Origin of the sequence: Oryzihumus leptocrescens (assembly GCF_006716205.1) — a bacterium.
Classification (GTDB): Bacteria; Actinomycetota; Actinomycetes; order Actinomycetales; family Dermatophilaceae; genus Oryzihumus; species Oryzihumus leptocrescens.
On sequence record NZ_VFOQ01000001.1, the window covers coordinates 845,250 to 863,328 of the forward strand.

At 74.2% G+C, this 18,079-nt stretch carries 14 protein-coding genes; 10 read left to right on the top strand and 4 right to left on the bottom strand.

Translation table 11 applies throughout. From position 1 onward, the window contains the following. Nucleotide 1: 1 nt before the first annotated feature. Both FB474_RS04005 and FB474_RS04010 read right to left on the bottom strand, forming a co-directional pair. Complete coding sequence (locus tag FB474_RS04005) at nt 2-532, bottom strand: WXG100 family type VII secretion target (protein WP_141787480.1); 531 nt, start codon at nt 530-532, stop codon at nt 2-4. Beyond that, nucleotides 529-816, bottom strand: coding sequence for a hypothetical protein (locus FB474_RS04010; protein ID WP_141787481.1), 288 nt, complete (start codon nt 814-816; stop codon nt 529-531). The genes FB474_RS04005 and FB474_RS04010 overlap by 4 nt, the downstream gene beginning before the upstream one ends. A 78-nt stretch (nt 817-894) precedes the next feature. Here FB474_RS04010 and FB474_RS04015 point away from each other — a divergent pair, with 78 nt between their 5' ends. The 3 genes from FB474_RS04015 (at nt 895) to FB474_RS04025 (ending at nt 8,332) form a co-directional block, all read left to right on the top strand. Beyond that, nucleotides 895-1,737, top strand: coding sequence for a tryptophan 2,3-dioxygenase (locus FB474_RS04015; RefSeq protein ID WP_141787482.1), 843 nt, complete (start codon nt 895-897; stop codon nt 1,735-1,737). 145 nt (nt 1,738-1,882) lie between these two features. Then, nucleotides 1,883-6,754 (top strand): NAD-glutamate dehydrogenase, encoded by a 4,872-nt coding sequence (locus FB474_RS04020; RefSeq protein ID WP_141787483.1) that lies wholly within the window; start codon nt 1,883-1,885, stop codon nt 6,752-6,754. 96 nt (nt 6,755-6,850) lie between these two features. Continuing rightward, nucleotides 6,851-8,332 (top strand): sensor histidine kinase, encoded by a 1,482-nt coding sequence (locus FB474_RS04025; protein ID WP_141787484.1) that lies wholly within the window; start codon nt 6,851-6,853, stop codon nt 8,330-8,332. A gap of 24 nt (nt 8,333-8,356) precedes the next feature. Here the strand turns inward: FB474_RS04025 and FB474_RS04030 are convergent, their stop codons facing one another. Next, on the bottom strand, nt 8,357-8,605 hold the full coding sequence (locus tag FB474_RS04030) for a WhiB family transcriptional regulator (protein WP_141787485.1): 249 nt from the start codon (nt 8,603-8,605) through the stop codon (nt 8,357-8,359). A 386-nt stretch (nt 8,606-8,991) separates the two neighbouring features. Here FB474_RS04030 and FB474_RS04035 point away from each other — a divergent pair, with 386 nt between their 5' ends. After that, a complete protein-coding gene (locus FB474_RS04035; protein ID WP_141787486.1) occupies nt 8,992-9,372 on the top strand; it encodes a hypothetical protein in 381 nt (126 codons plus the stop codon). 16 nt (nt 9,373-9,388) lie between these two features. On the opposite strand, the gene FB474_RS21320 is transcribed toward FB474_RS04035, so the two are convergent. Continuing rightward, nucleotides 9,389-13,702, bottom strand: coding sequence for a type VII secretion EssC family protein (locus tag FB474_RS21320; protein WP_141787487.1), 4,314 nt, complete (start codon nt 13,700-13,702; stop codon nt 9,389-9,391). A 225-nt stretch (nt 13,703-13,927) separates the two neighbouring features. Here FB474_RS21320 and FB474_RS04045 point away from each other — a divergent pair, with 225 nt between their 5' ends. The 6 genes from FB474_RS04045 to FB474_RS04070 are packed head-to-tail and all read left to right on the top strand — an operon-like array spanning nt 13,928 to nt 18,076. Next, the gene (locus tag FB474_RS04045) at nt 13,928-15,157 is read left to right on the top strand and encodes a TadA family conjugal transfer-associated ATPase (protein ID WP_141787488.1); all 1,230 of its coding nucleotides are present in this window, start codon (nt 13,928-13,930) and stop codon (nt 15,155-15,157) included. Continuing rightward, the gene (locus FB474_RS04050) at nt 15,154-16,017 is read left to right on the top strand and encodes a type II secretion system F family protein (protein WP_141787489.1); all 864 of its coding nucleotides are present in this window, start codon (nt 15,154-15,156) and stop codon (nt 16,015-16,017) included. Before FB474_RS04045 ends, FB474_RS04050 begins: the two co-directional genes overlap by 4 nt. Continuing rightward, nucleotides 16,014-16,964 (top strand): type II secretion system F family protein, encoded by a 951-nt coding sequence (locus tag FB474_RS04055; RefSeq protein ID WP_141787490.1) that lies wholly within the window; start codon nt 16,014-16,016, stop codon nt 16,962-16,964. The genes FB474_RS04050 and FB474_RS04055 overlap by 4 nt, the downstream gene beginning before the upstream one ends. A gap of 34 nt (nt 16,965-16,998) precedes the next feature. Further along, nucleotides 16,999-17,223 (top strand): hypothetical protein, encoded by a 225-nt coding sequence (locus FB474_RS04060; RefSeq protein ID WP_246092035.1) that lies wholly within the window; start codon nt 16,999-17,001, stop codon nt 17,221-17,223. Further along, the gene (locus FB474_RS04065; RefSeq protein ID WP_141787491.1) at nt 17,220-17,612 is read left to right on the top strand and encodes a TadE/TadG family type IV pilus assembly protein; all 393 of its coding nucleotides are present in this window, start codon (nt 17,220-17,222) and stop codon (nt 17,610-17,612) included. The genes FB474_RS04060 and FB474_RS04065 overlap by 4 nt, the downstream gene beginning before the upstream one ends. Nucleotides 17,613-17,617: 5 nt before the next feature. After that, nucleotides 17,618-18,076 (top strand): pilus assembly protein, encoded by a 459-nt coding sequence (locus FB474_RS04070; protein ID WP_141787492.1) that lies wholly within the window; start codon nt 17,618-17,620, stop codon nt 18,074-18,076. The last annotated feature ends 3 nt before the right edge of the window (nt 18,077-18,079 follow it).

The following is an 18,079-nucleotide window of genomic DNA, read 5'->3' on the forward strand; positions in this document are numbered from 1 at the left end:
CTCAGTGTCGCGGCGGTGGCGCATCTCGCAGCGCCCGGGACTGGGCCCGCAGCACCTGGGTCAGCTCCTCGCAGGTGCGCTGCAGCTGGGCCCGGGACCGGCCCAGCGCCGAGGACTGTCGGTCGACCCGGGCCTGGTGCTCGGGCACCAGCGCCCGGCGGCGCTCGGCCTCCTCGGAGGTCGCCGGCCCCCACGCCTCCAGCACCCGGCCGTCGACGACGCGCAGCCCGTCCCGGGCGGCCCGGTCGGCGGCTCGGCGCCCCTGCTCGTGGGCCTCGGCCAGCTCGGTGGCGTAGCGCTGCAGGGCCGCGCCGGCCTGGTCCAGTGCCCGTGCCGTGGCGGCCATGCCGGTCAGTGCCCCGGTCACCCGGTCACGCGCGGCCGAGCCGGCCGGCCCACGCCACTGGGCCAGCCCGGCGCCCGAGCGGGCCAGCGTGGCCGCCCGCTCGGTCAGGTGGGCGGCCTCCCGCCGCATCGCGCCCCCGAGGCGGGAGCAGCCGGCCGGGTCGCCGAGGACCAGAGGGTCGGTCACGGTGCGCCCTCGCCGGGCGCGGCGGTGCGCTCCGCCTCGGTGTAGCGGGCGGCGGCCTCGCGCAGGGCCCGGGTGCTCTCGCCGAAGGAGTCGGTCAGCGCCCGCAGCGTGTCGGCCGCCTGCTCGACCAGCTGGTCGACCGCGTGCTGGGTGAGGGTGTCGCCGGTCTCGACGTAGTGGTCCAGCAGCTCGCCGGAGAGGGCGAACGCCTCCTCCCGTGCGCGGGCCAGCCGCTCCGAGACCGCGAGCAGCGTGGCGGGGTCGACGCTCGGCTGGGCTGCCATGCCACCGAGCCTACGGCGCCGGGCCCGCACCGCCCGGGTTACCCACAGGCGCCGGGGTGGCGCGGCTAGGGTGCGCGCATGGATGAAGAGTTCGTGGACTTCTCGCGGTCGCAGCCGGCCGTCGCCGAGGGCGCCGAGGGCGACCGCCAGTTCGGGGAGGAAGGGGCCCGGCTCACCTACGGCAGCTACCTGCGCGTCGAGCAGCTGCTGTCCCAGCAGGTGCCCGAGACCAGCCCGCCGGCGCACGACGAGCTGCTGTTCATCGTCATCCACCAGGCCTACGAGCTGTGGTTCAAGCAGCTGCTGCACGAGCTCGAGGCCGCGCGCAACGCCATGGACGAGGGCCGGCTCTGGTGGGCCCGGCACCTGCTGCGCCGGGTGGGCACGATCGAGGACGTCCTCGTCCACCAGATCGACATCCTGGAGACGATGACCCCGCAGGACTTCCTGGAGTTCCGGCACCGGCTGGCGCCGGCCAGCGGCTTCCAGTCGGTGCAGTTCCGCGAGCTGGAGTTCCTCTCCGGCCACAAGGACCCGGGCTTCCTCCAGCGGTTCAAGGGCCTGTCCGCGGAGGAGCGCGCGCGCCTCGACCGGCGCCTGGCCGAGCCGACCCTGTGGGACGCCTTCGTCGGGGTCCTCGCCCGGGCCGGCCTGCCCACCGGCGACGACGCCGAGGTCAGCGCCAGCCTGGTCACCGTGGCCCGGGACCGCGGCACCTACGGCGATATCTGGGAGCTCGCCGAGGTGCTCCTCGAGCACGACGAGCAGCAGGCGGCGTGGCGGGCGCGCCACGTGACCATGGTCGAGCGCCAGATCGGCACGAAGTCGGGCACCGGTGGCTCCTCCGGAGCCCCTTACCTGCGCAGCCGGCTGCCGATGCGCTTCTACCCGTTGCTGTGGGAGATGCGCGGCGCGCTGTGAGGTGAGCACGCGGCATACCCCGGGCCGGTATGCCGCGTGGCCGGGTGCCCGAACCCGGCCACGTGCGGCTGGGTGGCAGCGCTAGGCTCGGGCCGGGCGCACAACGGCGTGCGCCAGGGCTTATCTGGGTGAGGAAATTTCAGCCATGTCGGCGTCGCTTGAGCAGTCCCGGTCGCAGTTGCTCCGCTCCGCAGCGGAGCTCGCAGAACGGGCGGGGGGTGAGGCCCTCGAGCGGTTCCTGCGCCGGTACTACCGGCACGTCGCGACCGAGGACCTGCTCGCCCGCGCGCCGGAGGACCTCCTCGGCGCGGCCCTGTCGCACAAGCAGCTCGCCCAGTCCCGTCCCGTCGGCACCGCCAACGTGCGGGTGTTCACCCCGACGGTGGAGGAGCAGGGCTGGTCCAGCGGCCACACGGTCATCGAGATCGTCACGGACGACATGCCCTTCCTGGTCGACTCGGTCACCGCCGAGCTGTCCCGCCAGGAGCGCTCGGTCTACCTCGTCGTCCACCCGCAGCTGACGGTCCGCCGTGACGCCGCCGGTGAGCTCGAGGAGATCCTCGACGTCGACAGCCTCGACGACGACGGGTTCGGCCAGGGCGTCGAGTCGTGGATGCACGTGGAGGTCGACCGCGAGAGCGACGAGGACGAGCGCGCGGCCATCGCCGCCGGCCTGTCCAAGGTGCTCTCCGACGTGCGCGAGGCCGTCGAGGACTGGCCCAAGATGCGCAGCACCTGCTCGGAGATCGCCGAGTCGCTCACGGCCCACCCGCCGGTCGGTGTCGACCCCGAGGAGGTCGCCGAGACGCGCCGGCTGCTGACCTGGCTGGCCGACAACCACTTCACCTTCCTCGGCTACCGCGAGTACGCCCTGACCAGCGAGGACGGCGACGACGTCCTGCGCGCCGTGCCGAGCACCGGGCTGGGCCTGCTGCGCTACGACCAGCCGCAGTCGGTCAGCTTCAGCCGGCTCACGCCCGAGGCCCGCGCCAAGGCCCGCGACAACCACCTGCTGATCATCACCAAGGCCAACTCCCGCGCCACGGTGCACCGCTCCACCTACCTCGACTACGTCGGGGTCAAGACCTTCGACGAGCAGGGCAACGTCACCGGTGAGCGCCGGTTCCTGGGCCTGTTCACCTCCAGCGCCTACACCGAGTCGGTGCTGCGCGTGCCGATCATCGACAACAAGGTCCGAAAGGTCCTGCAGGGCACCGGGTTCACGGCCGACAGCCACTCGGGCAAGGACCTGCTCGAGGTGCTCGAGACCTACCCGCGCGACGAGCTGTTCCAGACCGAGACCGAGGCGCTGACCGAGATCGCGACCGCGGTGCTGCACCTGCAGGAGCGCCGGCGGACCCGGCTGTTCCTGCGCCGTGACGAGTACGGCCGGTTCATGTCGTGCCTGGTCTACATCCCGCGCGACCGCTACACCACGGCGGTGCGGCTGAAGATGGAGGCGCTGCTGCGCGCGGCGTTCCACGGCGCCAGCGTCGACTACACCACCCGGGTGTCGGAGTCGGTGCTCGCCCGGCTGCACTTCGTCGTCCGGGTGCGCTCCGGCGAGGCCATCCCCGAGGTGGACGAGGCGCTGCTGGAGCAGCAGATCGTCGACGCCACCCGCACCTGGGACGAGGACCTCGGCGAGGTCGCCCGCGCCGAGCACGGCGAGGAGGCTGCCGCCCGCCTGATCGGGTTGTACGGCAAGGCGTTTCCCGAGGCCTACAAGGAGGACTTCACCCCCCGCGTCGGCATCGTCGACCTGCGCCACATCGAGGCGCTGGAGTCGGCGGACTCGGTGCGGCTCAACCTCTACCAGGAGCCGGGCAGCCCGGCCCAGGAGCGCCGCTTCAAGCTCTACCGCCGTGGCCCGCTGTCGCTGACCGCGGTGCTGCCGCTGTTCACCCACCTGGGGGTCGAGGTCGTCGACGAGCGGCCCTACGAGATCGACCGCGCCGACGGGGTGACCGTCTACGTCTACGACTTCGGCCTGGTCGCGCCGCGCTCGGACGCCTGGGCCGGCGGTGCGGGCGACGGCGGGGTGCGCGAGCTGTTCCAGGACGCGTTCTCGGCGGTGTGGGACGGGCGCGCCGAGAGCGACGGCTTCAACGCCCTCGTCCTCGAGGCCGGGCTGACCTGGCGCCAGGTGGTCATCCTGCGCGCCGTCGCCAAGTACCTGCGCCAGACCGGGTCCACCTTCAGCCAGGAGTACGTCGAGGCCGCCCTGGTCTCCAACGTCGCCATCGCCGCGCAGCTGGTCTCGCTGTTCGAGGCGCGCTTCGACCCCGCCGCCGGCACGGACGTGCAGGCCCGCGAGGACGCCCAGCAGGCCGTCGGCGAGGCGATCGAGTCCGCGCTGGAGCAGGTCGCCAGCCTCGACCACGACCGGATCATCCGGGCGTTCCTCGGGGTCATCCGGGCGACGCTGCGCACCAACTACTTCCAGCCCGACGCCGACGGGTCGGCCAAGAGCTACGTCAGCTTCAAGCTGGACCCCAAGAAGGTGCCGGACCTGCCGGCGCCGCGGCCGATGTTCGAGATCTGGGTCTACAGCCCTCGCGTCGAGGGCGTGCACCTGCGCTTCGGCAAGGTCGCCCGGGGTGGCCTGCGCTGGAGCGACCGGCGTGAGGACTTCCGCACCGAGGTCCTCGGCCTGGTCAAGGCGCAGATGGTCAAGAACGCCGTCATCGTGCCCACCGGGTCCAAGGGCGGGTTCTTCGCCAAGGCGCTGCCCGACCCGACCGTCGACCGCGACGCGTGGCTCGCGGAGGGGGTCGCGTCATACAAGCTGTTCATCTCGGGGATGCTCGACGTGACCGACAACCTCGTCGGCACCGATGCCGTCCCGCCGCAGCACGTGGTCCGCCATGACGAGGACGACACCTACCTGGTGGTCGCCGCCGACAAGGGCACCGCGACCTTCTCCGACATCGCCAACGGGGTGGCGCAGTCCTACGGCTTCTGGCTCGACGACGCGTTCGCCTCCGGTGGCTCGGCCGGCTACGACCACAAGGCCATGGGCATCACGGCCCGGGGTGCGTGGGAGTCGGTCAAGCGGCACTTCCGCGAGATGGGCGTCGACACGCAGAAGGAGGACTTCACCGCGGTCGGCGTGGGAGACATGAGCGGCGACGTCTTCGGCAACGGGATGCTGCTCTCCGAGCACATCCGGCTCGTGGCCGCGTTCGACCACCGGCACATCTTCCTCGACCCCGACCCGGTCTCGGCCACGTCCTTCGTCGAGCGCCGCCGGCTGTTCGACCTGCCCCGCTCGTCGTGGGCCGACTACGACAGCAGCCTGATCAGCGAGGGCGGCGGGGTGTTCCCGCGCTCGGCCAAGGCGGTGCCGATCAGCGAGCAGGCCGCGGCGACGCTCGGGCTGCCGCGCGGGGTGAGCACGATGACCCCGGCCGAGCTGATGAAGGCGATCCTGCTGGCGCCGGTCGACCTGCTGTGGAACGGCGGCATCGGCACCTACGTCAAGGCTTCCTCGGAGTCTCACGCCGACATCGGCGACCGGGCCAACGACGCCATCCGTGTCGACGGCAACGCGTTGCGCTGCAAGGTGATCGGCGAGGGCGGCAACCTCGGCCTGAGCCAGCTCGGCCGCATCGAGGCGTCCTTCGCCGGGGTGCGCGTCAACACCGACGCGATCGACAACTCCGCCGGGGTGGACACCTCCGACCACGAGGTCAACATCAAGATCCTGCTGACCGGGCTGATGCGCGACGGCGACCTGACGCTGAAGCAGCGCAACGCCGTGCTGTCCTCGATGACCGACGAGGTCGCCCAGCAGGTGCTGCGGGACAACTACGAGCAGAACGTCCTGCTGGGCAACGCCCGGGCGCAGGAGCACGCGATGCTGCCGGTGCACAAGCGCCTCATCCACTGGCTGGAGGAGCGCGGCGACCTCGACCGCGAGCTGGAGTTCCTGCCCTCGGACAGCGAGATCGACCGCCGTCAGGACGCCGGCCTGGGCCTGAAGTCGCCGGAGTTCTCGGTGCTGGTGGCCTACGCCAAGCTGGCCCTCAAGGAGGACCTGCTGCCGACCGGGCTGCCGGACGACCCGTGGTTCCAGGCGACGCTGACCGACTACTTCCCCGAGCCGATCCGCGAGCACTACCAGCAGGAGCTGGCCAGCCACCCGCTGCGCCGCGAGATCGTCACCAACGCCGTGGTCAACTCCATGGTCAACCGGGGCGGCATCACCTTCGCCTTCCGGGCCTCGGAGGAGACCGGGGCGACGCCGGAGCAGGTCGCCCGGGCCTACGTCGTGTGCCGCGAGGTGTTCAACCTGCGCGACTACGTCACCGCGGTGGAGGACCTCGACAACGTCGTCTCCACGGCGACCCAGACCGCGCTCTACCTGGAGTTCCGCCGACTGCTGGACCGCGGGGTGCGCTGGTTCCTGCAGAACCGTCCGGCGACGCTGGACGTGGCCGCCGAGGTCGAACGGTTCCGCGGGGTCGTCGAGCACCTCGGTCCCCAGGTGCCCCAGCTGCTGCAGGGCAACGAGCGCAAGCGGCTCGAGCGCCGGGCCCGGGAGCTGGAGCACGTCGGTGCCCCCGGCGCCATGGCGACGGACGCCGCCGGCCTCCTCGACCGGTTCTCGCTGCTGGACGTGGTGGAGATCGCCGCCGACACCGGCCGCGAGGCTGCGGAGGTCGCGCCGCTGTACTTCGCGCTCTCCGAGCGGTTCGGCATCGACGCGATGCTCGGCCAGGTCACGATGCTGCCCCGCGACGACCGGTGGGACGCCCTGGCCCGCGCCGCGCTGCGCGACGACCTGTATGCCGTGCTGGAGGCCCTCACCAAGTCGGTCCTGGAGGGCACCGAACCGGGTGGGACCCCGCGGGAGCGGATCGACGCGTGGTCGGCGGCCAACGCCGAGCAGCTGTCCCGGGCCCGGGTGGCGCTCTCGGGCATCCAGCGCCTGGAACACCCCGGCATCTCGGCACTCTCCGTGGCGCTGCGCACGCTGCGTGGCGTCATCCGCAGCGGAGCCGCCACCGTCTGACGTCGCGCGTGACCGCGGATCGGCAGTCGTGCCAACGGCTTCCGATCCGCGGGCACCTGCGTCGCCGGCGGCCCGCTGCCGACTAGGCTCGCTGGTGTGCCGACCCTGACCGACGTGCTGCGGGAGCAGACCGACCTGACGCCCGCGGACGTCGAGTGGCTGCACCTGCTGGTCGGGGACTGGCAGCTGCTCTCGGACCTGTCCTTCGCCGACCTGGTCCTGTGGGCGCGCTCGCGCGACCGCGGCTGGGTCGCGGTGGCGCACGTGCGCCCCACGACCGGCCCCATGGTGTTCTTCGACGACTACGTCGGGCGCCGGGTGGGCTCGGGCCGCCGGCCGCTGCTGGACCAGGCCTTCGACGGGGTCCGGATCATCCGGGAGCGCGACCCGGAGTGGCGTGACGACATGCCGATCCGCGAGGAGGCCATCCCGGTGGTGCGGGAGGGGCGCCCGATCGCGGTGCTGACCCGGCACACCAACCTCGCCACGATGCGGACGCCGAGCCGGCTGGAGCTGACCTACCTCGCGACGGCCGACGCGCTGGCCCGGATGGTGGCCTCGGGGGAGTTCCCCACCCGGGGGGCCGCGCCGACCGGGCAGCGCCGGGGCGCACCCCGGGTGGGCGACGGGGTGATCCGGCTCGACCCGGACGGCACGGTCAACTACGCCAGCCCCAACGCGGTCTCGGCGATCCACCGTCTCGGGCACGTCGGCGACGTGGTCGGGTCGTCGCTGTCACGGATCATCTCCGAGGTGCTGCACGACGAGTCCCCGGTCGATGAGGGGCTGCCGCTCGTGACCAGCGGCCGGGCGCCGTGGCGCACCGACGTGGAGACCCGTGGGGCCAGCGTCTCGCTGCGGGCGATCCCGCTGATGGAGGCCGGGCACCGGATCGGCGCGATCGTGCTGCTGCGCGACGTCAGCGAGCTGCGCCGGCGCGAGCAGGAGCTGCTCACCAAGGACGCGACGATCCGCGAGATCCACCACCGGGTGAAGAACAACCTGCAGACCGTGGCCGCCCTGCTGCGGCTGCAGGCGCGCCGGCTGCCCGAGAGCGAGGGCAAGGCCGCGCTGGAGGAGGCGGTGCGCCGGGTGGCGGTGATCGCGCTGGTGCACGAGACGCTCAGCCAGGGCTTCGACGAGACGGTCGACTTCGACGAGATCGCCGCGCGCGGGCTCTCCAGCGTCGTCGAGGTGGCCACCCGCGAGGTGCCCGTGCGCACCGTGCGCACCGGGTCGTTTGGCCGGCTCCGGGCCGAGGACGCGACCGCGCTGGCCATGGTGGTCAGCGAGCTGGTGCAGAACGCCGTCGAGCACGGGCTCGCCGCGCACGGCGGTCAGCTGACGGTGGACGCCCGGCGCAGCACCGAGGGGGAGGAGGAGGTGCTCAGCGTCACCATCACCGACGACGGCGCCGGCCTGCCGGAGGACTTCGACCCGGGCCGCTCAGGGCTGGGGACGCAGATCGTCACCTCGCTGGTGCAGGACATGCGCGGCCGCATCACCTGGGAACGCGCAAAGCCGCGCGGAACCACGGTGCGGTTCGTCGCGCGGCTTCGTCCTCGCGGGGACGGATGACGTCGTGGGACAGGCTCCCGGGGCTCAGCCGGCCCGGCGGGCGCGGGCGTTGCGGCGCTTGAGGGCGCGGCGCTCGTCCTCGGACAGGCCACCCCAGACACCGGCGTCCTGACCGGTCTCGATGGCCCACTTCAGGCAGGTGTCCACGACCTCGCACCGTCGGCAGACAGCCTTCGCCTCTTCGATCTGGAGAAGTGCCGGACCGGTGTTCCCGATCGGGAAGAACAGCTCGGGGTCCTCTTCCAGGCAGGCAGCGCGGTTGCGCCAGTCCATCAGGATCGTGCTCCTTGAATCGTGGCCGTGGGTCAGCGTCGTAGGCGTCGGGTCAGGCGTTGGGTGAACGGGGGGCCGTGTCGGTCCGTGATCGGCCGCAGGCACAAGTGCCCATGCTACCGAGTCGTAACTTCCGTGTCAGGCCCGAGTCCATTCTTGGGCAGGTGGTGCGTTCTGGCCAACGGATTCGGCCGCTGCCGTGTTCCGGGAGACCAGAGTCACAGATCGCGTGCACCCGCGACAAGAGCCGTGACTGACATTTGTCGTCCGGCATCTCGCATGGTCACACACCACCCTGTCACGCCGGTCACGGGGGGTGTCGTGTGGTGGGGCGCCACCGACGCCGCCATCACGGGTGGGAGGCCCCGCCGGATACCCTCGTCCGCGTGACGACCACCCCCGAGCCCACCACCCGCCGGGCCGCCCGCGTCGCCGCCGGCGTCCTCGTCGTGCAGGCCCTCGCCATCCTCGGCTTCACGGTCTTCTACCTGGTGGAGCTGGTCCGGGGCGAGACCAGCAACAGCAGCCGCGCCGTGATGTCGATGGTGCTGTTCGTCATCGCGATCGCGTTCCTCGGCCTGCTGGCCTGGGGGCTGTGGCACGGCCTGCGGTGGGCCCGGACGCCGGCGGTCGTCTGGCTCGCGCTGCTGCTGCCCGTGGCGTGGGGCATGTTCCAGTCGGGGGTGGCGCTGATCGGCGCGGTGGTGCTCCTGACCGTCGTCGTCGGCATCGGCGCCACCGTCCTCTCGGGACGCGAGACCGCCTGAGCCGCAGGGCTGCCGCTCAGCCGGGAGTCGTCACCTGCACGGGGGTCACGACGCCCTGCTCGACCAGCAGGCCGCGCCCGGGTGGGCCCGGCTCCGCCGCGCGGACCCGCACGCCGAGCAGGTCGCCGTCGGCCAGACCGGCCGGTCGCAGCAACACCCCGGTGCGGTGACGGCGCACCTCCGTGGTCAGCCCGCGGAAGGTCGCCGACAGCTCGTCGGTGGCGCCCGCGCAGAGCACCACGACGCGTCCGCGACGGCAGCGCAGCACCTCGACCAGCGTCTCCTCCACGGGCGTGTCCAGCAGCAGCTCGGCGTCGTCGACCAGGACCACCAGGTCGTCGTGTCGCTTGACCAGGGAGAGCATCGCCTCCCGGTCATGCGGGTCGACCAGCTCGGCCACACCGTCGGCCGACAGGTCCGTCACTGGTGAGGGTCGCGGTGCGACCACGGCGACTGGCCGGGCGGCTGCGGCGAGGTGACGGGCCATGGCGGCCAGCGTCGTCGACCGACCGCTGCCGGGAGGCCCGGCGACCAGGACCGCGGGGCTGTGGCGCAGGTCGACACCGACCGCCTCCGCCGCGTCCCCTCCCACGCCGAGCCGTGCCCAGTCGGCGGCGGCGAGGTCGCCGACCGGCGTGGTCGGCAGGGTGCTGTCCACCACGGTGTCGGGGAGCGGCCGGATGCGGAGCGGCGTGGCGACAGCTGCTGCGTCGCCGGCGTGACCCGACCAGCCGTCGGCCACCTCGCCGAGCGCCCGCGCCTGTTCGGCCGCGCCACCAGGCGCCAGGAGGGCCAGCTGCAGCTCGACGTGGTCGTGGGCCCGGACGGCCCGGCCCGGCGGGGGCTCGTGCGGCACGGCGGACGGCGGGATCCCGGCCATGACGAGGTCGGTCGGGTCGGTCAGGGGCAGGACGAGCTTGTCCGGCACCAGCGAAGACACCTGGGAGAGCAGCAGGTCCCGACCCCCGGCGAGCAGGAGCGAGATCCCTGCGGCCGGGCCCTCGCGCAGGATCCGCAGCAGCTGGTCGGTGGGCCGGCCGTGGTCCACGCCCTCGAACGCCTGGGTCAGCCCCTCCCAGCCGTCGACCAGGAGCACCAGCCAGGGCAGCGGCATGCCCTCTGCCTCGCGGCAGGCGTCGCGCTGCTCCTGGACCGAGCCCACGCCGAGCTCGCCGAGCAGCTGCTGACGCCGGGTGAGCTCCTGCACCAGGCGGCTGACGAGGCGGGCGGCGCGGGGCACGTCCTCACGGCCCACCACCGTGCCCGTGTGGGGCAGCGCGGCCAGCGCCTGAAGCCCGCCGGAGCCCCCGTCGAGGGCATGCAGGTGCAGCTCGGCGGGGGAGTGGCGACGGGCCAGGGACCCGGCCACGGTCCGCAGCGCGCTGGTGCGCCCGCTGCGGGCGGCGCCGACGAAGGCGAGGTGCCCGTCACGGCCGGGCTGCCAGGACAGCACCTCCTGGCTCTGCCGGTCGGGCCGGTCCGCCACCGCGTAGGGCACCCCCGGACCCGTGGTGGGCTCGAGGTCGCCCAGCAGCACCTGGAAGGGAAGCGGCGGCAGCCACGGCCGGGTGACCGGGTCGAGCGCCGTCGCCGCCGCGGCGTCCCGCACCGACTCCACGACGCGGGCCAGGTCGGTGGGGCCCTGGGCGCGGGCGCCGACCGGGCGCCGGGCGGGTGGGTCCCCGAGCTGGTCGCGCTGCTGGACCTCCACCTCGACTCCCGCGACCTCGGGGGCGGACTCCCGTCCGCCGACGCGGGCCGTCTGGAACGCGACGAGCGGGCCGGACCCGCTGCGCAGCACCGCCCGTCCCGGGGTGCGTTCGGAGATCGCGGCCGCGTCGGGGGCTTCGATCACGTCCTCGGAGTCCACCCGGTCACGCACCCGCAGGGCGATCCGCAGCGCGACGTTCGCCTTGATGTCAGCGGTCACGACGCCGGCGGGGCGCTGGGTCGCCAGCACGAGGTGCACCCCGAGGGAGCGACCCACCGCGGCGACGCGCAGCACGCCGTCGAGGAAGGCCGGCAGCTCCTCGGCGAGCACCCGGAACTCGTCCACGACGAGCACCAGCCGCGGCAGCGCAGGGCCGGGGCGGATGGTCAGGGCGTGGTAGTCGTCGATGTCCTTGACCCCCGCGTCGCGCAGCACGCGCTCCCGCCGGGTCAGCTCGGAGCGGAGCGAGACCAGCGCCCGCTCGGCGAGCTGGTCGTCGAGATCGGTGACCAGGCCCAGGGTGTGCGGCAGGCGAGCACAGTCCTTGAACGCCGCGCCGCCCTTGTAGTCGACGAGGACGAAGCCGAGCTCGTCCGGCCGGTTGGCCAGCGCCAGCGAGGCGATCACCGTCTGCAACAGCTCGGACTTGCCCGCACCGGTGGTGCCCCCGACGAGCAGCTGAGGTCCCTCGCGGCGCAGGTCCACGGCATACGGGCCCTCGGCCGCGACCCCGAGCAGCGCCATCGTCGAGCGGGGCTGGCGCGACCACTGTCGCGCCACCGCATCCGCGTCGGTGGCGTCGAAGGGCAGCACGTCGAGCAGCCGGGCCTGCTCGGGCACCTCGGCGGTGTCGTCCTCGGGGGTGGCGTCGCGCAGTGGGGCCAGCGCGCGGGCGAAACGCTCGGCCCAGGCGGCCGCGACCTGGTCGGGCACCACGTCGGGCACGGCCGGCGCGCCGGTCACCTGCACCCGGAGGCGTGGGCTGACCTGCCCGACCAGGTGCACCGTGGCTCGGGCCTCCAGCGGCAGCCGGGCCGCCTCGTCGTCCAGGCAGAGGAAGTGGACGCCGACGCCCGGCCCCTCCTCGAGCAGCGCCGCGACCCCCGGCACCGTGCGCAGCCGGTGGGCCCCGGCGAGCACGACGACCACCCTGGGGCCCTGCCATGGGCGCCCGTCGTGGGGTGCCGACGCGCGGCGCTCCGCGACGAGCCCGGTCAGCTCGGCGATCCGGCGGCGCACCTGGTCACCTGTGGGGGAGAGGACCCCCAGGAGCGCGCGGCAGTCCTCCCCGGGACCGGGACGGCAGTGCGGCAGGTATGCCGTCCAGGCCAGGTCCGCGGCGCGGCCCCCGTCCGCGGCGAGCACCACAAGGCGCACGTCCCGAGGGGAGTGCCAGCCACAGGCCTGGGCGATGAGGGCGCGCACCAGGCCGGTCGCCGGTCCCCGGGCGCCCGCCACGCCGAGCACCCCGACGTCGGGCAGGGACACCCCGACCGGCACCCGCGGCACCTCGGGCGTGGCGCGCCGGTGGGCCTCGTCGGGGTCGACCACCGTCACCCGGGACGGCAGGTCGGCGGTGCCGACCCGGAGCAGCAGCAGGTCCTCCTCGGTCCGCCGTCGCTCCCACAGGCGGGCGTGCGGGCCCTCGACGGTGGCCAGCAGCTCGGCGAGGTCCGGCAGCTGGGTGTGCCGGCGCGCGGACTCCTCGAGCAGGGCGGCGGCGACCCGCGCCCGGGCGGCGGCGAGCTCGCGTTCGTGGTCGGCGCGGGCGCGCGCATGGGAGCGGCGCCCGGACCGCCGGTCCCCGATGACGTTGCCCAGCATCATCGCCGGCCCCATGAGGGCGAACAGCAGGTAGACCGGCGAGTGGGTCAGCACCGCCATGGGGACGGCGACGGCCAGGGGCACCACGCTGGCCAGCAACGGCATGCGGGGGGCGTCCCGCTGCTGCGGGCGGGCCGGCAGGCAGACCTCGACCGGCTCCGGAGGCGGCAGGATCCGCGGGCTGCGGTTGACCAGGAGGTGTCCGAGCCCGTCCTCGTGCACCGCCGCCGGTGCGCTCCCCGGGACGCGCAGGACGACCGTGCTCGAGCCCAGGGCGACCCGGTTGCCGGTGGTCAGGGGATGCGGCCGCCCGGCCAGGGCGTCGCCGTCGACGACGGTGCCGTTGGTCGAGCCGAGGTCCTCGACGGTGACCCCCGCGTGCCGGACCGTGATCCGGGCGTGGCGGCGGGACAGGTCCGGGTCCTCGATGTGGATCGCCGCCTCGGCGCCGCGACCCACGACGTGCTCGCCCGGCGGCAGCCGGTGCACCTGCCCGCAGTCCGGGCCGCCGACGACGTGCAGCTCGAGCACGCCGGGCACGCCCGAGCGGTCGCGCATCCCGGGGTCGTCCAGCGTCACCAGCGACCCCTCGAGCAGCGGTGGGCTGCCGACGGGGTGGTCCCCGGGGACGGCCATGCCGTCGACGAACAGGGCCGGCGACCGGCCGGCATACCCGCTGGCCTCGGCGAGGGCGGGGCCGAGGTCCGCGGCGGTCGCACCCGGTGGGGTGCGGACCGCGACGTCGACGGGCACGCCGGCACCGGCCGGGGCGACGACGGACAGACGGATCTCCATGGCCGCACCCCCTCGCGGTGGCGCCCGCGGTTCGGGTCGCTCGTTGGCATTGTGCTGGGCATCGAGGCCCGGAACGGCTGCGTCCACAGGGTTCCCGGGCCGGTCGCCGCGTTGTCCACAGGCAGGTTCGCCGGCCCGGCGCGGGCTCACGCCGCCGCCCTACCCTCGGTCCGGTCAGCTGCCGGGTCACGCCCGGCGCCGGAGCGACGTTCGGGGGGACGCGGCGTGGACGCGGTGAGCACGGTCGAGGGCGAGGTGCGCGAGCTGATCCGGCGCTCCGGGCTGGACCCGGCCCGGGACGCCCGCGAGGTGCGCCAGCTGGTGCGGGACGCGGTGGCCGACTACGACGAGCGGTCGCTGCACGGTGGCCTGCCGGCGCTCGCCGACCTCGACGCGGCCGCGAAGTCGGTGCTCGACGCGGTGGCGGGACTCGGTCCGCTGCAGGGCTACCTCGAGGACCCCCGGGTCGAGGAGATCTGGATCAACGCGCCGGGCAAGGTGTTCGTGGCGCGGGACGGCGTGGCCGAGCTGACCACGACCATCCTGACCGCGGCCGACGTGCGCGACCTCGTGGAGCGGATGCTGCGCACCACGGGCCGCCGGGTCGACCTGTCCTCGCCGTTCGTCGACGCGACCCTGGCGGACGGGTCGCGCCTGCACGTGGTCATCCCCGACATCACGCGGGAGCACTGGCTGGTCAACATCCGCAAGTTCGTCGTCAAGGCCGACCACCTCGACGACCTCGTGCGGCTCGGGACCCTGACCCGCCAGGCTGCGCGCTTCCTCGACGCCGCGGTCGTCAGCGGGCTGAACATCCTGGTGGCCGGCGGCACCCAGGCCGGCAAGACGACGATGCTCAACTGCCTCGCCGCGGCGATCCCTCCCCGGGAGCGGGTGGTGACCTGTGAGGAGGTCTTCGAGCTCAAGATCCCGCTGCGCGACGTGGCCTCGATGCAGTGTCGGCAGCCCAGCCTCGAGGGCACCGGCGAGGTGCCGTTGCGCCGCCTGGTGACCGAGGCGCTGCGGATGCGACCTTCCCGGATCATCGTCGGCGAGGTGCGCCAGGCCGAGAGCCTGGACCTGCTGATCGCCTTGAACAGCGGCCTGCCGGGCATGTGCAGCCTGCACGCGAACAGTGCCCGCGAGGCCGTCACGAAGATGTGCACCCTGCCGCTGCTGGCCGGCGAGAACGTCGGCAGCCGGTTCGTCGTGCCGACGGTGGCCGGCTCGGTCGACGTGGTGGTGCACCTCGGCCTCGACCGCGACGGCGTGCGCCGGGTCCGCGAGGTCGCCGCGGTCCCTGGACGGGTCGAGGCCGGGGTGGTGGAGATCGCCGACCTGTTTGTCCGCCGGGACGGGCAGCTGCGGCGGGCGGACGGCTTCCCGCCCCACCCGGACCGCTTCGAGCGGGCCGGCTACGACCTGGTCACCCTGCTGGCCCAGGAGGCGTCATGACCGGCCTGGTCGTGGGGCTGCTGCTCGGTGCCGGGCTCTTCTGCATCTGGTGGTCCTGCTGGACGAGGCCGCCGGCCCCGGAGCGTGCGCACGCACGACGGCGGACCCGCCTCGCCGACGAGCTGGTCCAGGCGGGCCTCGACGGCGTGCGCCCGGCGGCGCTGGTGCTGGGCTCGACCGCCGCGGGTGCCGTGGTGCTGGCCGGCTTCTGGGCGACGACCCGGGTGCTGCCGGTGGCCGCGTGCTTCGCGCTCATGACGGCCCGGGCCCCGGTCGGCCTGGTGCGCGCCCGGGCTCGCCGCCGTCGGGCGGTGCTGCGTGAGCTGTGGCCGGACGCCGTCGACAACCTCGCCTCGGGGGTCCGCGCCGGCCTGGCCCTGCCGGAGGCGCTGGGCCAGCTGCAGGTCCGAGGGCCGGAGGAGCTCCGTCCGGCCTTCGCGGCTTTCGCGGAGGACTACCGCGCCACCGGCCACTTCCAGACCTGCCTCGACCGGCTCAAGGAGCGGCTCAGCGACCCCGTCGCCGACCGGCTCGTGGAGTCCCTGCGCATCGCGCGCGATGTCGGCGGCAGTGACCTGGGCCGGCTGCTGCGCACCCTGTCGACGTTCCTGCGCGACGACGCGCGGACCCGGGCCGAGCTGGAGACCCGCCAGGGATGGACGGTCAACGCCGCACGGCTGGCGGTGGCCGCGCCGTGGCTGGTGCTCGCCATGATGTCCTCCCGCGCCGGCTCGCTGGCGGCCTACAGCCGTCCGGCCGGTGTGGCGGTCCTGGTGGGTGGCGGGGTGGTCTGCCTTGTCGCCTACCGCGTCATGGTGCGGATCGGTCGCCTGCCCGAGGACCCCAGGGTGCTGCGATGAGCCTGGACGCGTTGCTCAGCGGTGGCTGGTCCTGGGCCGGTGCGGTCCTGGGCCTGGCCTGGGCTGCGGGCGCCGCGCTGGTCGTCGCCGGGCTGCCGTTGCGACGGCGCCCCGGCTTGGAGCAGCGCCTGGCGCCCTACCTGCGCGACACGCCGCGGCCCTCGCGACTGCTCGGCGCGGGCGGCCACGCGTCGGGGCTTCCGGCCCTGCTCGTGCCGCTGGTGGCCCGGCTCGCCGCCGGAGTCGACCGCGTCCTGGGGGGTCGCACGTCGGTGCGGCGACGGCTGGAGCGGGCCGGCCGCCGCCCGGACGTCGAGGCATTCCGGGCGGAGCAGGTGCTGTGGGGCGCCGCCGCGGGGCTCGCGGGCCTGGCGCTGGCGGCGACGCTGTGGTGGCGCGGCAAGGGCAGCGCCACCGCGCTGGTGCTCCTCGTGGTTCTCGCGGTCGCGGCCGGGGTCGTCGCACGCGACCAGCGGCTGAGCCACCAGGCCAACAGCCGCGAGGCCCGCATGCTGCGGGAGTTCCCCACGGTCGCCGAGCTGCTCGCCCTGGCCATCGGCGCAGGCGAGGGCACGGTCGGCGCCCTCGAGCGGGTGTGCCGGCTCTCCGGCGGGGAGCTGGCCGCGGAGCTGCGTCACTGCCTGGCCGACGCCCGTGCCGGGGCCACGCTCCCGCACGCGCTGCAGGGGCTGGCCGACCGCACCGGCCTGCCGAGCCTGGCTCGCTTCGTCGACGGGATCGTCATCGCGGTCGAGCGCGGCACCCCGCTGGCGGACGTCATGCGGGCCCAGGCCCAGGACGCACGCGAGGCCGGCCGGCGCGCGGTGCTGGAGCAGGGCGGCCGCAAGGAGATCGCGATGATGGTCCCCGTCGTCTTCCTGGTGCTGCCGGTCACCGTGCTCTTCGCGATCTACCCGGGCGTGGCCTTCCTGGAGTTCTCGATCTGACCACCGACCGTTCCACCGAACGAGGGAGAAGACGATGACGGACACACGGTCCATGACGGCGCGGCTGCGCGGCCTGGTGCGGCAGCTGGGCCACCGGGGAGGCGCCCGGCTCGGCGCCCCGGACCGGGGCGACGTGCCCGGGTGGGTCCTGATCACGCTGATGACCGCCGGGCTGGTCACGGTGCTGTGGGCCCTGGCCGGGGACCAGCTGCAGACGATGTTCACCCAGGCGATGGCCTCGGTGACCGGGCCGCGGTGAGCCGCCCAGCCCGGACGCGCGGGGACCGCGGCTCGGCCGTCGTCGACTTCGTGCTGGTGTCCGTGCTGGTCAGCTCGTTGTTCCTGGCGGTGTTCCAGGTGGGGCTGGCCCTGCACGTGCGCAACACGTTGATCGCCTGCGCCGCTGAGGGGGCGCGACTCGGTGCCCGCGCCGACACCACGCCGGACGATGGTGCGGCCCGTGCCCGAGCCCTGATCAGCGCCAGCCTCTCCAGCCGCTGGGCGCAGGGCGTCAGCGCCTCGGAGCGCCCGGTCGGCGGCGTCCGGGTGGTGCAGGTGGACGTGGCCGCACCGCTGCCGGTGCTCGGGTGGTTCGGACCGTCCGGCGCCCTGGCCGTGCGCGGCCGGGCCTTCGCCGAGAGGCAGTGAGGGCGGTGGGCGCGGTGCGGGCCCGGCGCCGGCGGCGACTGGTCGCCGACCGCGGCAGCGCGGTGGTCGAGTTCGTCTTCCTGGCCGTGCTGCTCATGGTGCCCATCGCCTACCTGGTGATGGTCATGGCCAGGTTGCAGGCCGGCGCGTATGCCGTGTCCGCCGCCGCGCGCGAGGCCGGCCGCGCCTACGTGACCGCACCGGTGGCCCAGCAGGCACCCGCCCGGGCCGCCGCGGCGGCCGGGCTCGCCTTCGAGGACCAGGGCTTCACCCACGACACCCGGCTCTCGCTGCGCTGCGACGGTGACCCGTGCCTGCGGCCCGAGGGTCGGGTCGCGGTCACCACCGGCGTGAGCGTGCCGCTGCCGCTGGTGCCCTCGTTCCTGTCCGGGGTGGTGCCCACGTCCGTGCCCGTCACCGCCACGCACACCGAGACCGTCGAGCGCTTCGGCGGCCGGCGATGATGC

Excerpts from the sequence above, each read along its gene's own strand:
- FB474_RS04060 (WP_246092035.1), top strand. The coding sequence starts at position 16,999 with ATGACGGACACACGGTCCATGACGGCGCGGCTGCGCGGCCTGGTGCGG.
- FB474_RS04015 (WP_141787482.1), top strand. The coding sequence starts at position 895 with ATGGATGAAGAGTTCGTGGACTTCTCGCGGTCGCAGCCGGCCGTCGCC.
- FB474_RS21320 (WP_141787487.1), bottom strand. The coding sequence starts at position 13,702 with ATGGAGATCCGTCTGTCCGTCGTCGCCCCGGCCGGTGCCGGCGTGCCC.
- FB474_RS04010 (WP_141787481.1), bottom strand. The coding sequence starts at position 816 with ATGGCAGCCCAGCCGAGCGTCGACCCCGCCACGCTGCTCGCGGTCTCG.
- FB474_RS04050 (WP_141787489.1), top strand. The coding sequence starts at position 15,154 with ATGACCGGCCTGGTCGTGGGGCTGCTGCTCGGTGCCGGGCTCTTCTGC.
- FB474_RS04030 (WP_141787485.1), bottom strand. The coding sequence starts at position 8,605 with ATGGACTGGCGCAACCGCGCTGCCTGCCTGGAAGAGGACCCCGAGCTG.
- FB474_RS04055 (WP_141787490.1), top strand. The coding sequence starts at position 16,014 with ATGAGCCTGGACGCGTTGCTCAGCGGTGGCTGGTCCTGGGCCGGTGCG.
- FB474_RS04020 (WP_141787483.1), top strand. The coding sequence starts at position 1,883 with ATGTCGGCGTCGCTTGAGCAGTCCCGGTCGCAGTTGCTCCGCTCCGCA.